At 72.3% G+C, this 13,093-nt stretch carries 11 protein-coding genes; 8 read left to right on the top strand and 3 right to left on the bottom strand.

Features of this window, described 5'->3' with window-relative positions:
* Positions 1-14 precede the first annotated feature (14 nt).
* Genes ACIBBH_RS33655 through ACIBBH_RS33640 form a run of 4 tightly spaced genes read left to right on the top strand, consistent with a single transcriptional unit; the run spans position 15 to position 4,913 of the window.
* Complete coding sequence (locus tag ACIBBH_RS33655; RefSeq protein WP_399411219.1) at positions 15-974, top strand: ABC transporter permease; 960 nt, start codon at positions 15-17, stop codon at positions 972-974.
* A complete protein-coding gene (locus ACIBBH_RS33650; RefSeq protein ID WP_399411217.1) occupies positions 974-2,965 on the top strand; it encodes a dipeptide/oligopeptide/nickel ABC transporter permease/ATP-binding protein in 1,992 nt (663 codons plus the stop codon). The genes ACIBBH_RS33655 and ACIBBH_RS33650 overlap by 1 nt, the downstream gene beginning before the upstream one ends.
* Positions 2,962-3,981 (top strand): oligopeptide/dipeptide ABC transporter ATP-binding protein, encoded by a 1,020-nt coding sequence (locus ACIBBH_RS33645; protein WP_399411215.1) that lies wholly within the window; start codon positions 2,962-2,964, stop codon positions 3,979-3,981. The genes ACIBBH_RS33650 and ACIBBH_RS33645 overlap by 4 nt, the downstream gene beginning before the upstream one ends.
* The gene (locus tag ACIBBH_RS33640) at positions 3,978-4,913 is read left to right on the top strand and encodes a dihydrodipicolinate synthase family protein (RefSeq protein ID WP_399411213.1); all 936 of its coding nucleotides are present in this window, start codon (positions 3,978-3,980) and stop codon (positions 4,911-4,913) included. The genes ACIBBH_RS33645 and ACIBBH_RS33640 overlap by 4 nt, the downstream gene beginning before the upstream one ends.
* Here the strand turns inward: ACIBBH_RS33640 and ACIBBH_RS33635 are convergent.
* The 3 genes from ACIBBH_RS33635 to leuA all read right to left on the bottom strand — a co-directional run bounded on the left by ACIBBH_RS33635 (position 4,910) and on the right by leuA (position 8,754).
* Positions 4,910-6,097, bottom strand: coding sequence for an exo-alpha-sialidase (locus tag ACIBBH_RS33635; protein WP_399411211.1), 1,188 nt, complete (start codon positions 6,095-6,097; stop codon positions 4,910-4,912). The genes ACIBBH_RS33640 and ACIBBH_RS33635 overlap by 4 nt on opposite strands.
* 53 nt (positions 6,098-6,150) lie before the next feature.
* On the bottom strand, positions 6,151-6,846 hold the full coding sequence (locus tag ACIBBH_RS33630; protein WP_399411209.1) for a TerB family tellurite resistance protein: 696 nt from the start codon (positions 6,844-6,846) through the stop codon (positions 6,151-6,153).
* Between the two features lie 186 nt (positions 6,847-7,032).
* A complete protein-coding gene (gene leuA, locus ACIBBH_RS33625; protein ID WP_399411207.1) occupies positions 7,033-8,754 on the bottom strand; it encodes a 2-isopropylmalate synthase in 1,722 nt (573 codons plus the stop codon).
* A gap of 333 nt (positions 8,755-9,087) precedes the next feature.
* Here leuA and ACIBBH_RS33620 point away from each other — a divergent pair, with 333 nt between their 5' ends.
* From ACIBBH_RS33620 to ACIBBH_RS33605, 4 genes are read left to right on the top strand one after another with little or no spacing between them, the layout of a single operon-like run.
* The gene (locus ACIBBH_RS33620) at positions 9,088-10,158 is read left to right on the top strand and encodes a M4 family metallopeptidase (protein WP_399411205.1); all 1,071 of its coding nucleotides are present in this window, start codon (positions 9,088-9,090) and stop codon (positions 10,156-10,158) included.
* Positions 10,159-10,191: 33 nt separating this feature from the next.
* Positions 10,192-10,458: a protealysin inhibitor emfourin gene (locus ACIBBH_RS33615; protein WP_399411203.1), complete on the top strand. Its 267-nt coding sequence runs from the start codon at positions 10,192-10,194 to the stop codon at positions 10,456-10,458.
* A 58-nt stretch (positions 10,459-10,516) separates the two neighbouring features.
* Entirely contained in the window at positions 10,517-11,830 is a 1,314-nt protein-coding gene (locus ACIBBH_RS33610; RefSeq protein ID WP_399411201.1) for a GH1 family beta-glucosidase, read from the top strand.
* On the top strand, positions 11,827-13,089 hold the full coding sequence (locus ACIBBH_RS33605; protein ID WP_399411199.1) for an MFS transporter: 1,263 nt from the start codon (positions 11,827-11,829) through the stop codon (positions 13,087-13,089). Before ACIBBH_RS33610 ends, ACIBBH_RS33605 begins: the two co-directional genes overlap by 4 nt.
* The last annotated feature ends 4 nt before the right edge of the window (positions 13,090-13,093 follow it).

Genomic DNA, 13,093 nt, shown 5'->3' with positions numbered 1-13,093 from the left:
GGAGTTGACCGCGCGTGGTCGCCATCCTCCGCATCCTGCTCCGCCGTCTCGCCCTGCTCGTGCCGCTGATGCTCGGCATCGTGCTGTTCGTGTTCCTGGTGATGCGGTTCTCCGACGTCGACCCGGCGTCCGCGTTCTTCCAGGGCGCCAACCCGACCCCGCGGCAGCTGCACGACTTCCGGGAGCGCAACGGGCTGCTCGACCCGCTCCCCCTGCGCTACGTCCACTTCGTCGGCGACCTGCTCCACGGCGACCTGGGCACCAGCGCCCTGACCCGGGCGCCGGTCGTCGACCAGGTCACCACCGCGCTGCCGCTCACCCTGCAGCTCACCTTCCTGGGGCTCGGCATCGCGGTGGTGCTGTCGCTGGCCGGCGGGGTGACGGCGGCGATCTACCGGGACCGGCTACCCGACCAGGTCATCCGCGTGGTCTCGCTGACCGGGGTCGCGGCGCCGGGCTTCTGGCTGGCGCTGCTGATGATCCAGTACCTGGCGGTGGACCGGGGCTGGTTCCCGACCGGCGGCTACATCAACCCGGCCGACTCCTTCACCGGCTGGCTGAGGACGATGACGCTCCCGGCGTTCGCGCTGTCGCTGCCGGTCGCGGCGCAGCTGACCCGGATCGTGCGGACGGCGGTGGTGGAGGAGCTGGACAAGGACTACGTGCGCACGGCGATCGGCAGCGGGCTGCCGCCAAGGGTGGTCGTGGGGCGCAACGTCCTGCGCAACGCCCTGATCAATCCGCTCACCGTACTCGGGCTGCGCGTCGGCTATCTGCTGGGCGGCGCGGTGGTCATCGAGACGATCTTCTCGCTGCCCGGCATGGGCAAGCTGATGATCGACGCCGTGCAGAACGGCGATCCGGCGGTCGTCCAGGGTGTCGTACTGACCACGGCGACCGGGTTCGTCGTGGTCAACCTGGTGATCGACCTCCTCTATCTCCTGGTCAACCCGCGACTGAGGGACGCCACCTGATGCTCACCCGCAAGGGTCTGACCGAAGCCCTGTCCCGGCCCGGCGTCCGGCTGCGCGGCCCGCGGCGGCTGCCCCCGCTGTCCAGGGCCGCCGTCTGTTTCCTGGCCGTCGTCGTGCTGACGGCGCTGCTGGCCCCGGTTCTCGCCCCGGACGACCCGCTCGACCAGCAGCCCCCGGCCGGCGGCACCGGGCACCCGTCCGCCGCGCACTGGATGGGCCAGGACAGTCTCGGCCGGGACATCCTCAGCCGGCTGATGTACGGGGCCCGCTGGTCGCTGGCGATCGGGCTGGGCGCGACCTCGCTGGCCCTCGTGGCGGGGGCGCTGGTGGGGGCGGTGGCGGCGACCTCCCGCAAAGCGGTCGACGAGACGCTGATGCGCTGCCTGGACGTGGTGATGGCGTTCCCGGGCATCGCGCTGGCCGCCGTCCTCGTGGCCGTGTTCGGCGGCGGGATCACCGTGCTGATCTGCGCGATCGCCTTCCTGTTCACCCCGCCGGTGGCCCGGGTGGTCCGGGCGAACGTCCTCGACCAGTACGGCGAGGACTACGTCACGGCGGAACGGGTGATCGGCGCCCGCACGCCCCACATCGTGCTGCGGCACGTGGCCGTCAACTGTGCCGCGCCGGTGCTGGTGTTCTGCACGGTCCAGGTCGCCGAGGCCATCGTCTTCGAGGCGTCGCTGTCGTTCATCGGCGCGGGCGTACGGCCCCCGGACCCGTCCTGGGGCAGCGTCATCGCGGACGGCAAGAACATGGTGCTGACCGGCGGCTGGTGGGCGACCGTGTTCCCCGGGCTGCTGATGCTGGTCACCGTGCTGTCGCTGAACATCCTGTCCGAGGGCGTGTCGGACGCCTGGGCGGCACCGGCGGCCCGGGAGGTGGACGTACCCGAGGACCGCCTGGAGGCGCCCGAGCCCGGCAGCGGGGAGGTGCTCCCGCTCCCCGGTCTCACGGAGGCCGCCCGGCGGCTGCGGTCCCGGGCCCGGCCCCTGCCCGACCCCGGCGCCCGGCCGGTGCTCGCGGTGGAGAACCTCGCCATCGGGTTCGAGGGCCGCCACCGGGGCGTGGACATCGTCGACGGGATCAGCTTCGAGGTGCGGCCCGGCGAGGTGCTGGGCCTGGTGGGCGAGTCGGGCTGCGGGAAGTCGCTGACGGCGCTCACCGTCATGGGTCTGCAGCCGAAGACCGCCCGGGTCAGCGGCCATGTGCGCTTCGGCCACCGGGACCTGCTCGCCGAGCCGATGCGCGTGCGGCGCCGGCTCCTCGGCCACGAGATGGCCATGGTCTACCAGGACGCGCTGTCCTCCCTGAACCCGGCGATGACCGTCCGCGCCCAGCTGGGGCAACTCGTGCGGCGCGGCGGCCGGCGCGGTCCCGCCGAGCTGCTGGCCATGGTCGGCCTCGACCCCGAGCGCACCCTGCGCAGCTATCCGCACGAACTCTCCGGCGGCCAGCGCCAGCGCGTCCTGATCGCGATGGCGCTGTCCCGGGAGCCGCGGCTGATCGTCGCCGACGAGCCGACGACCGCGCTGGACGTGACCGTACAGGCGCAGGTCATCGAGCTGCTGCTGAGGCTGCGGGCGGAGCTGGGCTTCGCGCTGGTCCTGGTCTCGCACGACCTGGCGCTGGTCGCGGACGTCACCGACCGGGTGGTGGTGATGTACGGCGGGCAGATCGTGGAGACGGGCGTGACCGCCGACCTGGTGGAGTCCCCGGCCCACCACTACACGCGCGGCCTGCTGGGCAGCGTGCTGTCCCTGGAGTCGGCGGCCGAACGCCTGACACAGATCAAGGGGGTCGTCCCGTCCCCCGCCGACTTCCCGGCCGGCTGCCGCTTCGCCGACCGCTGCCCGATGGCGAGCGAGGTGTGCCGCACGACGGCTCCGGCCCTGCGGGGCTCACCGGCGCACACGGCGGCCTGCCACCACCCGGCGCTCGGCCTGGCGACGCCGGAAAACACGCAGAGCCCGGAGAGCGGGGCGGTGAAGTGAACCCGGTCGTCGAACTGTCGGACGCCCACGTCGTCCACAAGGCCCGCAGCGGTGGCCTGTTCAGCCGGGACCGGGTGTACGCCCTGACCGGCGCCGACCTCACCGTGGCGGCCGGCGAGACGGTCGGCGTGGTCGGCGAGTCGGGGTGCGGGAAGTCGACGCTGGCGAAGGTGCTGGTCGGGATCCAGCGGCCGACGTCCGGGACGGTGTCCTTCCACGGCCGGGACCTGTGGGCCATGGCGCCCGCCGAGCGCCGGGCGGCCGTGGGGGCCGGCACCGGCATGGTCTTCCAGGACCCGTCCACGGCCCTGAACCGCCGCCTGCCGGTCAGCCGGATCCTGCGCGACCCGCTGGACGTCCACAACCGGGGGACCAAGACCCGGCGGGAGGAGAGGGTGCGGGAGCTGATGGCCCTGGTGGGCCTCCCCCGGGCCCTCGCCGACGCGCTGCCGGGACAGCTGTCCGGCGGTCAGCGGCAGCGCGTGGCCATCGCCCGGGCGCTGGCGCTGGACCCCGGCCTGGTGGTGGCGGACGAGCCGACCAGCGCGCTGGACGTGTCGGTACGCGCGCAGATCCTCAACCTGCTGCTGGATCTGAGGGAGCGGCTGGGCCTGGCCCTCGTCTTCGTCTCGCACGACATCCAGACCGTGCGCCGGATGAGCGACCGCGTGATCACCATGTACCTCGGCCGGATCGTCGAGGAGAGCCCGGCCGGCCGGGTCACCGACCGCTCCCGGCACCCGTACACCCGTGCCCTGTTCTCCGCCACCCCCGGCCTGCTGGACCCGATCGACGCGATCCCGCTGACCGGCCCGGTGCCGTCGGCGACCCGGCCGCCGAGCGGCTGCCCGTTCCGCACCCGCTGCTGGCAGGCCGACGAGGTGTGCGCGGCGGAGATGCCGGGCTTCTCGGCCGCGTCGGACCCCGGACACCGCTACCGCTGCCACCATCCTGTGCGGGAGGACCACTCGACCCGCGACCTCGTACGCCAGAGCCATCCCCGGGAGCCTTCATGACCTTGCCCGCCCCGCTGTCCGGTGTCGTACCGCCCGTCTGCACGCCCCTGACACCGGACGGCGAGGTGGACGTCCCCTCGCTCCTCGGACTGGTCGACCACCTGGTGGCCGCCGGGGTGCACGGCCTGTTCCTGCTCGGGTCGACCTCCGAGGCCGCCTATCTCACGGACCTGCAGCGCAGGCTGGTGGTGGAAGCGGTCGTGGGCCACCTCGGCGGTCAGGTCCCGGTGCTGGCCGGGGCGATCGACATGACCACACCGCGGGTGCTGTACGACGTCCGCGAGGTCACCACCGCGGGCGCGCAGGCGGTCGTCGTCACCGCCCCCTTCTACACCCGCACCCATCCGGCGGAGATCGCCCGCCACTACCGCCGGATCGCCGCCGTCTGCCCGGTCCCGGTGCTCGCCTACGACATCCCGGCGGCCGTCCACACCAAGCTCCCCGCCCACCTCGTCCTGGAACTCGCCGCCGACGGCGTGCTGGCCGGGCTGAAGGACTCCAGCGGCGACCTCGGCGGTTTCCGGGAGGTCGTCACCGGCGCCCGCGGCCGCCCCGACATCAGCGGCTTCAGCGTGCTCACCGGCTCCGAACTCGTCGTCGACGCGGCTCTCGCCCTCGGCGCCGACGGGGCCGTGCCCGGTCTCGCCAACGTCGACCCGCACGGTTACGTCCGCCTCGACCGCCTGTGCCGGGCGGGCGACCGGGACGCCGCCCGGGCCGAACAGGAGCGGCTGTGCGCCCTGTTCGGCATGGTGCGCGTCGGGGATCGGGCACGGATGGGCGGCAACTCGTCGGCCATCGGCGCCTTCAAGGCGGCCCTGCACCTGCGCGGCGTGATCGACTGCCCGCTGACCGCCGAGCCGCAGATCCCGCTGTCGGCGGAGGAGGTCGAGAAGGTGGGGAAGTTCCTGGCGGCGGCCGGTCTGCTCTAGGCCCTGTCCAGCTGGGAGAGGTCCAGCCTGCGGAACTCGATCGTGTCGTACGTCCCCGTCGCGCCCGTCTCGTACAGGATCCCAGCGGTGCCGGGGCCGACCTGCACGAGGTCGGAGTAGGCGGCCCGCTGGTCGGACAGTGTCAGCGCCTTGGTGAAGGTCGCCCCGCCGTCCGTGCTGCGCCAGATCGCCGGCGCCCGGCGGGCGGTGGGCACGGACGGGCCGGAGAACAGCAGCGGCCCGTGCGTGAGCTGGAGCACGCTGCCCTGCACCACCGGCACGTCGTCCAGCGCCGGCTGCACGGCGTAGGGCCGGTCGAGGGTCTGCCCGCCGTCGCTGGAGTAGCTGTCGAGGCGGTTGCCGGGGCTGGTGCCGTTCTGGTCGCGGGAATTGACGTACAGGCGCCCGTCGGGGAGTTGAGCGGCGGTGGACTCGTTGGCGTTCTCCGCGCCGTCGTAGGAGTCGTCCACGAAGCCCAGCTCCCAGGTGTGCCCGCCGTCGTCGCTGTGGATCGCGTGGGCGCCGTAGTACCTGGCCTCCTGCCCGGTGTCGGGGGAACCGGCGGGCGGGGCCGCCGAATGGTTGGCGGGGACCACCAGCCGGCCCCGGTGCGGGCCCCGGGTGAGCGCCACCGCGTGGCCGGGCCCCGTCGCGTACCAGCGCCAGCCCTTCGGCTTCACCGCGGCCGTGATGTCCCTCGGAGGCGTGAAGTGCCGCCCGTCGTCCCGGCTGCGCTGCACGAACACCCGGCGGCTCCGCTCCGGCGTGACCTCGCCGCGCATGATCTGCGCCTCGGTCACGGCACCGCTGTTGTAGGAGGTCAGCAGCACGACGGCGCCGGTGCGCGGGTCGACCACCGGCGCGGGGTTGCCCCGGGTGTCCCCGTTGCCGGCGGCGACCACCCGCAGCGGGCCCCAGGTGCAGCCGCCGTCGGTGGAGCGGCGCAGGACGACGTCTATGTCACCGGTGTCGCCCGCGCTGTTGCGCCTGCCCTCGGCGAAGGCGAGGAGGATGCCGCTGCGGGTGGTGACCACGGCCGGGATGCGGTACGTGTCGTAGCCCCCCGCGCCGGAGACGTACGGCACCGAGGACGTACAACCCGGTGTGGCGTGGGCGGCCTGCGTGGTGGTGAGCGGGGTGAGGAGCGCGGCGGCGGCGAGGAGGGCGCGGCTCAGGAGGGTCACGGCCACATGGTCCCCGCAGCCGCCTCGTCCGACGCCCGCACCACCGGCACGGCCTACGACGGTGTCCGCGCCGCCGCCAGCAGCCGGCTCACGTCGTCCGCGTGGATGGTGAGGGCGGCGCCCACGGTGATGAGAGCCTCCCGTTCGGCCGGGGTGTAGGGGCCGTCGGCGAGGGCAATGCGGGCGGCCTGCAGGAGGATCGACTCGCGGCCGGCGGGGGCGAGATGCGGGGCGAGCGGGTCGAGGGACTCGTGCAGCTCTATGGCCAGGCTCGCGCCGCCCGGCTGCTCGAAGAACCGGCCGGTGTCGGCGGCGAGGGCCTCGACCAGCGCGGCGAGCTGTTCCTCGGTGCAGTCCTGGAAGCCGGCGGCGCGCACCGCGCTCACGGCGGTCTCCAGGGACGTACGGGCGCAGGTGCCGCCCGCGGCCAGCACGGCGAGGGCGACCGTGTGCACGGCGTCGCGGAGCATGGCGGAGAAGCGGGACGTGGTGGGGTGGTCGAGGACGTCGGTGCCGAAGTGGCGGCGGCAGGACGCGCACTCCACGACCGGTCCGGTCACCCCGCGCGGCAGGACGGGCACGCCGAGGAGGGTGAAGCGGCGGCGGCCGGTGAGGCGCTCGTAGTTGCGGTCGCCTCCGCAGCCCGGGCAGAAGAACTCGCCGTCTCCGACGGGCGTCCACGCGATGCGGGTGCCCACGATGCGCACAAGCCCGGTGGCACGGTCGTCTCGTCCCCGTACTGGCAGCACGTCGCACCTCCGTAACGACGCGGCAACATCGCCGCGCTGGCGTGATGTTAGCCACATTGTTGAGGTGGAGTCAGTACCTCGTACGAGACCTTTCCGTGACCTGCACGAACGGATGGCCGATAAACGACGGGGCCCCGACCGCCGGAGGAAGCGGTCGGGGCCCCGAAAGCGCCGGTCAGAGCGGGGTCAGCGGGCCGCGCGGTTCACGGCGGAGACGACGGCCTTCAGCGACGCACGCGTCGTGTTCGCGTCGATACCGATCCCCCACAGGACCTTGCCGTCGATCGCGCATTCGATGTACGAGGCGGCCTGCGCGGAGGCGCCCTCGCTCATCGTGTGCTCCTGGTAGTCCAGCAGGCGTACGTCGATGCCGATGGACTGCAGGGCGTCGAAGAAGGCCGAGATCGGACCGTTGCCGGAGCCGGTCAGGACGGTGTCCTGGCCGTCGACCGTGGCCTCGACGGTGAGCGTGTCCACGCCGTCGGTGTCGGTGGTCGACTGACCCGTCCGGACCTGGATGCGGCCCCACGGGTTCTCGGGGTTCGGCAGGTACTCGTCCTGGAAGACCGCCCAGATGTCGCCGCCCGTGACCTCGCCGCCCTCGGCGTCCGTCTTCGCCTGGATGATCTTCGAGAACTCGATCTGCATCCGGCGGGGCAGGTCCAGCTTGTGGTCGTTCTTCAGGACGTAGGCGATACCGCCCTTGCCCGACTGGGAGTTGACGCGGATGACGGCCTCGTAGGACCGGCCGACGTCCTTGGGGTCGATCGGCAGGTACGGCACGGCCCACTCGATGTCGTCGACGGTGACGCCCTTGGCCTGCGCGTCGGCCTCCATGGCGTCGAAGCCCTTCTTGATGGCGTCCTGGTGGGAGCCGGAGAAGGACGTGTAGACCAGGTCGCCCACGTACGGGTGGCGCGGGTGGACCTCCATCTGGTTGCAGTACTCCCACACGCGACGGATCTCGTCGATGTCGGAGAAGTCGATCTGCGGGTCGACACCCTGGGAGAAGAGGTTCATGCCCAGGGTGACCAGGTCGACGTTGCCGGTGCGCTCGCCCTGCCCGAACAGGCACCCCTCGACGCGGTCGGCGCCGGCCATCAGGGCCAGCTCGGCCGCCGCGACGGCCGTGCCGCGGTCGTTGTGCGGGTGGACGGACAGGCAGACGTACTCGCGGCGGGAGAGGTTGCGGCCCATCCACTCGAAGCGGTCGGCGTGCGTGGACGGCGTCGAACGCTCCACCGTGGCGGGCAGGTTGAGGATGATCTCGCGGCCGGGGCCGGGCTGCCAGACGTCCATGACCGCCTCGCAGACCTCCAGGGCGAAGTCCAGCTCGGTGTCGGTGAAGATCTCCGGGCTGTACTGGTAGCCGAACTCGGTCTCCGGGCCCAGCAGTTTCTCCGCGTACTCCATCACCAGGCGGGTGCCGTCGACGGCGATCTGCTTGATCTCGTCCTTGGAGCCGCGGAAGACGACCCGGCGGAAGACCGGCGCGGTGGCGTTGTACAGGTGGACGGTGGCGCGGCGGGCACCCTTCAGGGACTCCACGGTCCGCTCGATGAGGTCCTCGCGGGCCTGGGTCAGGACGGAGATCGTCACGTCGTCGGGGATCGCGCCCTCTTCCTCGATGATCGAGCGCACGAAGTCGAAGTCGGTCTGGCCGGAGGCGGGGAAGCCGACCTCGATCTCCTTGTAGCCCATCTTGACCAGCTGGTCGAACATCCGGCGCTTGCGCTCGGGCGACATCGGGTCGATCAGAGCCTGGTTGCCGTCACGCAGGTCGGTGGAGAGCCAGCGGGGGGCGACGGTGATCCGCTTGTCCGGCCAGGTGCGGTCCGGGATGTCGACCTGCTCGTACCGGCCGTACTTGTGGATCGGCATGGAGGTGGGCTGCTGGCGGTTCGCCATGATTGCGTGGGCTCCTCGAGAAGTCCGGTGTGTCCGGTGTCCGGAAGGACGGCCGACAACGCAACGCCAAGCTCCGCGGGGAGGGAGTCGGCCTCTACAGGCCCTCGCCGCGGCAGCTAAGGAGAAGCAGCCCGAAACGCATGATGCTCCGCAGCCTAGCCGAGCCCCGCCGGACGCGCGGGCCTGTTCCAGTATGCGGGACTGTGAGAACGAAGGGGACAAAACGTGCGCCATACCACTCCGTGACGCAGCGCGACGCCGAATGTCCGCGTATTTCACCAATCATGGTTGCGAGTAGTGACAGTGACGTCACGCAGTGCAAGGGTGCCCGGCATGACGACCAACGGGGGCTTCCAGCCCGTCTTCTGCACCATCGTGCCGCCGCACGTCCTCGACAAGCTCGCGCAGGCCGAGGACCCCGCGATCTCCGCGCCCGCCCGCCAGTCCCTGGAGCACGACGCCTACCAGCGCACCCACCGCCGCCTGACCACGGTCATCGGCGCAGCCGCCGTCGCCCCGCCCGCCGGCGCCGCCGCCGATCAGCCGCACCGCACCGTCTACGACGCCGGCCACACGCAGGACCTGCCCGGCGAGAAGGTCCGCTCGGAGGGTTCCGAGCCCGGCCAGGACGCCACCGTCAACCGCGCCTACGCGGGCCTCGGCGCCACCTTCGAGCTGTACCTGAAGGCCTACGGCCGCCACTCCATCGACGACAACGGGATGCCGCTGGACGCCACCGTGCACTTCGGCGAGGGCTACGACAACGCCTTCTGGAACGGCGAGCAGATGGTGTTCGGCGACGGGGACAACGAGATCTTCCTCGACTTCACCATCCCGGTCGACGTCATCGGCCACGAGCTGACCCACGGCGTCACCCAGCACACCGCCAACCTCACCTACTTCGGCCAGCCCGGCGCCCTCAACGAGTCGCTCTCCGACGTCTTCGGCTCGCTGATCAAGCAGTACACCCTCGGCCAGACCGCCGCCGAGGCCGACTGGCTGATCGGCGCCGGGCTGCTCGCCCCGCGCGTCACCGGCACCGCGCTGCGCTCGATGAAGGCCCCGGGCACGGCGTACGACGACGACGTCCTCGGCAAGGACCCGCAGCCCGCGACCATGGACGACTTCGTCCGCACCGGCCGCGACAACGGCGGCGTGCACATCAACTCCGGCATCCCCAACCACGCCTTCTACCTGGCCGCCACCGCCCTCGGCGGCCACGCCTGGGAGAAGGCCGGGCAGATCTGGTACGACGTGCTGACCGGCGGCGACCTCAAGCCGGACGCCCTGTTCGCGGACTTCGCGACCCTGACCGTCAAGGCGGCGCGGGAGCGGTACGGCGCCGGGGACGAGCTGCAGGCCGTACAGAAGGCGTGGGAGCAGGTCGGGGTGCGGACGCTGTAGTTTTCCGGGGCCTTCCGTACTAGACAGGGACCCATGCGTATTCGGGTGAGGCGCACGGGCGGATTCGCGGGCATCGAGCGCCGTGCCGAGGTGGACACCTCGGGGCGGTCCGACGCCCAGGAGTGGCAGGCCCTGGCCGAGCGGGTACTGGCCGCCGGCCGGGGCAGGCCGCCGCTCGGGGTGCCGGACGGCTTCCGGTACGAGATCACGGTGGACGGCAGGACCGTGTACGCGGCCGACCCCCACCTCACGGACGAGCAGCGGACGCTGGTCTCGCGGGTGCTCAAAGAGGGAGCGTGACTGGCGGTTCACGCCCGGGCGTTGACTTCCGTTACCGGCGGTAAGGATGATCCCGCCCATGGCGACTGATGCAGGCAACCCGATGCCCCGGTTCCCGGCCGGCTTCCTGTGGGGAGTGTCGACCTCGGCCCACCAGATCGAGGGGGCGGTGGACGAACGCGAGCCCTCCGTGTGGGACGCGTTCACGGCCGGGCCCGGGCGGGTGAAGGACGGCTCGACGGCGGCGGTGGCCTGCGACCACTACCACCGCTACCGGGAGGACGTGGCGCTCCTGGCCGGCCTGGGCGTGGACGCGTACCGCTTCTCGGTCTCCTGGCCCCGGGTGAACTCCCCCGGCGGTCCGGAGTTCTACGACCGCCTGGTGGACGCGCTGTGCGCGGCGGGCGTACGGCCCGTCCCGACCCTCTTCCACTGGGACCTGCCGGCCAGGCTGGACTGGCTGGAGCGGGACACGGCGTCCCGGTTCGCCGAGTACGTGTCGCTGGTCGCCGAGCGGCTCGGCGACCGGGTATCCAAGTGGATCACCCTCAACGAGCCCGCCGAGCACACCCTGCTGGGCCACGCCCTGGGCGTCCACGCCCCCGGCAAGCAGCTGCTGTTCGACGCGCTGCCCGTGGCCCACCACCAGCTGCTGGCCCACGGCCTGGCGGTACGGGCGCTGCGTGCGGCCGGCGCGACCGACATCGGGATCGCCAACTCGCACGGGCCGGTCTGGGCCGCATCCGAGGAGCCGGCCGACGCGGAGGCGGCGGACTTCTACGACGTGCTCCTCAACCGGCTGTTCGCGGAGCCGCTGATCCTGGGTGAATACCCCTGCGGGCTCGGCGAGTTGATGCCCGGCGATGTCGAGTCGGACCTGAAGGTCATCGCCGAGCCGATCGACTGGTACGGCGTCAACTACTACGCCCCGGCGAAGGTGGGCGCCCCCCACGGCACCGAGATCGACTTCGGCGGCATCACCCTGCCCGCCGAACTGCCCTTCTCGGTGAGGGAGATCGAGGGCCGCCCGGTGACGGACTTCGGCTGGCCGGTCGTCCCGGAGGGGTTGACGGAACTGCTCACCACTTTCCGCGACCGCTACGGCGACCGGCTCCCGCCCGTCGTCATCACGGAGAACGGCTGCTCGTACGAGGGCATCGACGACCAGGACCGGATCGCCTATCTCGACGCCCATGTACGGGCGCTGCACCGGGCGGTGCAGGCCGGGGTGGACGTACGCGGCTACTTCGTCTGGTCGCTGCTCGACAACTTCGAGTGGGCGGAGGGCTACGCGCGCCGCTTCGGCCTGGTCCACGTCGACTACGACACGCTGGAGCGCACCCCGAAGGCGTCGTACGGCTGGTTCCGGGACATGCTGCGGGCGCAGGGATGACGACGGCCGGGCTGCGCGCGGGCGGCGACGCCCTCGCCGAACCCGTCGAGCCGGTAGGGCGTGGCTGGACGGCGGCACTGTCCCTCGCCAACGGGGCGATCTGGGTGGGCTGGTACGGCCCGCTGCAGATCCTGCTCGCCTCGCAGGCGAAGGACTTCGCGCCCGGCTCCGGCATGTCGAAGGAGACGATGCTGGCGTGGGTGACGGGCGTCGGCGCGGTGGTGTCGCTGGTGGCGAACCCGTTCTTCGGCGCGCTGTCCGACCGTACCCCGTCCCGCTGGGGCCGCCGCACGCCGTGGATCGTGGCCGGTGCGGCGGGCGGGGCGCTGTCCCTGCTGGTGCTCGCGGGCGCGGGCGGGATGGCCGCGATGACGCTGGGCTGGTGCCTGGTCCAGCTGACGCTCAACGCGGCCTTCGCCGCGGTGACGGCGGCGGTCCCCGACCGGGTGCCCCGGCTGCAGCGCGGCTCGGTGGGCGGCTGGCTGGGGGCGGCGCAGATCCTCGGTGTGGTCGGCGGGACGGGGCTCGCGACGGCCGCCGGGGGCGTCGGGGCGGGCTATGCGGCCTGCGCGGTGTTCACGGCGGTGGGCGTGCTGCCGTACGTGTGGCGCTACGAGGACCTGCGCCTGGCCGTCGAGGACCGCCCGCCCCGATCCTGGCGCGGCTTCCTCGCGGGCTTCTGGCTGAGCCCGCGCCGGTACCCGGACCTGGGCTGGGCATGGCTGACCCGCTTCCTGATCAATCTCAGCAACGCGCTGGTGCTGCTGTACCTGCTGTACTACCTGCGCGACCGCCTGCACCACCACGACCCCGACCAGGGCGTGCTGGTCCTGACCGCGGTGAACGGGGTGACGCTGCTCGCCACGGTGGTCGTCGGCGGCGTCCGGTCGGACCGGGTGGGCCGGCGCAAGCCGTTCGTCCTGTGGTCCGGGGTGCTGATGGCGGTCGCGACGGCACTGCTGTCCGGCTGGCAGACCTGGCCGGGCGCGATCGTCGCGGCGGCGGTGCTGGGGATCGGCTTCGGCGTGTTCACCTCCGTGGACTTCGCGCTGATGACGGACGTGCTGCCGAAGGCGCTGGACCGCGGCAAGGACCTGGGCCTGATCAACGTGGCCAATGCCCTGCCGCAGGTGGCGGCACCCGCCCTCGCCGCGCCGATCGTGAGGTATCTCGGCGGCTACCGCGTGCTGTACCTGGTGGCGGCGGTGATCGGGCTGGTGGGGGCGGGGCTGGTGGGGCGGATCCGGGGCGTGGACTGAGACC

It is taken from the genome of Streptomyces sp. NPDC051636 (assembly GCF_044453765.1).
GTDB lineage: Bacteria > Actinomycetota > Actinomycetes > Streptomycetales > Streptomycetaceae > Streptomyces.
This window is presented reverse-complemented; position numbering and strand designations above follow the sequence as displayed.

Coding starts and splice junctions, on each gene's coding strand:
- ACIBBH_RS33650 (WP_399411217.1), top strand. CDS start 974: ATGCTCACCCGCAAGGGTCTGACCGAAGCCCTGTCCCGGCCCGGCGTC.
- ACIBBH_RS33640 (WP_399411213.1), top strand. CDS start 3,978: ATGACCTTGCCCGCCCCGCTGTCCGGTGTCGTACCGCCCGTCTGCACG.
- leuA (WP_399411207.1), bottom strand. CDS start 8,754: ATGGCGAACCGCCAGCAGCCCACCTCCATGCCGATCCACAAGTACGGC.
- ACIBBH_RS33620 (WP_399411205.1), top strand. CDS start 9,088: ATGACGACCAACGGGGGCTTCCAGCCCGTCTTCTGCACCATCGTGCCG.
- ACIBBH_RS33615 (WP_399411203.1), top strand. CDS start 10,192: ATGCGTATTCGGGTGAGGCGCACGGGCGGATTCGCGGGCATCGAGCGC.
- ACIBBH_RS33610 (WP_399411201.1), top strand. CDS start 10,517: ATGGCGACTGATGCAGGCAACCCGATGCCCCGGTTCCCGGCCGGCTTC.
- ACIBBH_RS33605 (WP_399411199.1), top strand. CDS start 11,827: ATGACGACGGCCGGGCTGCGCGCGGGCGGCGACGCCCTCGCCGAACCC.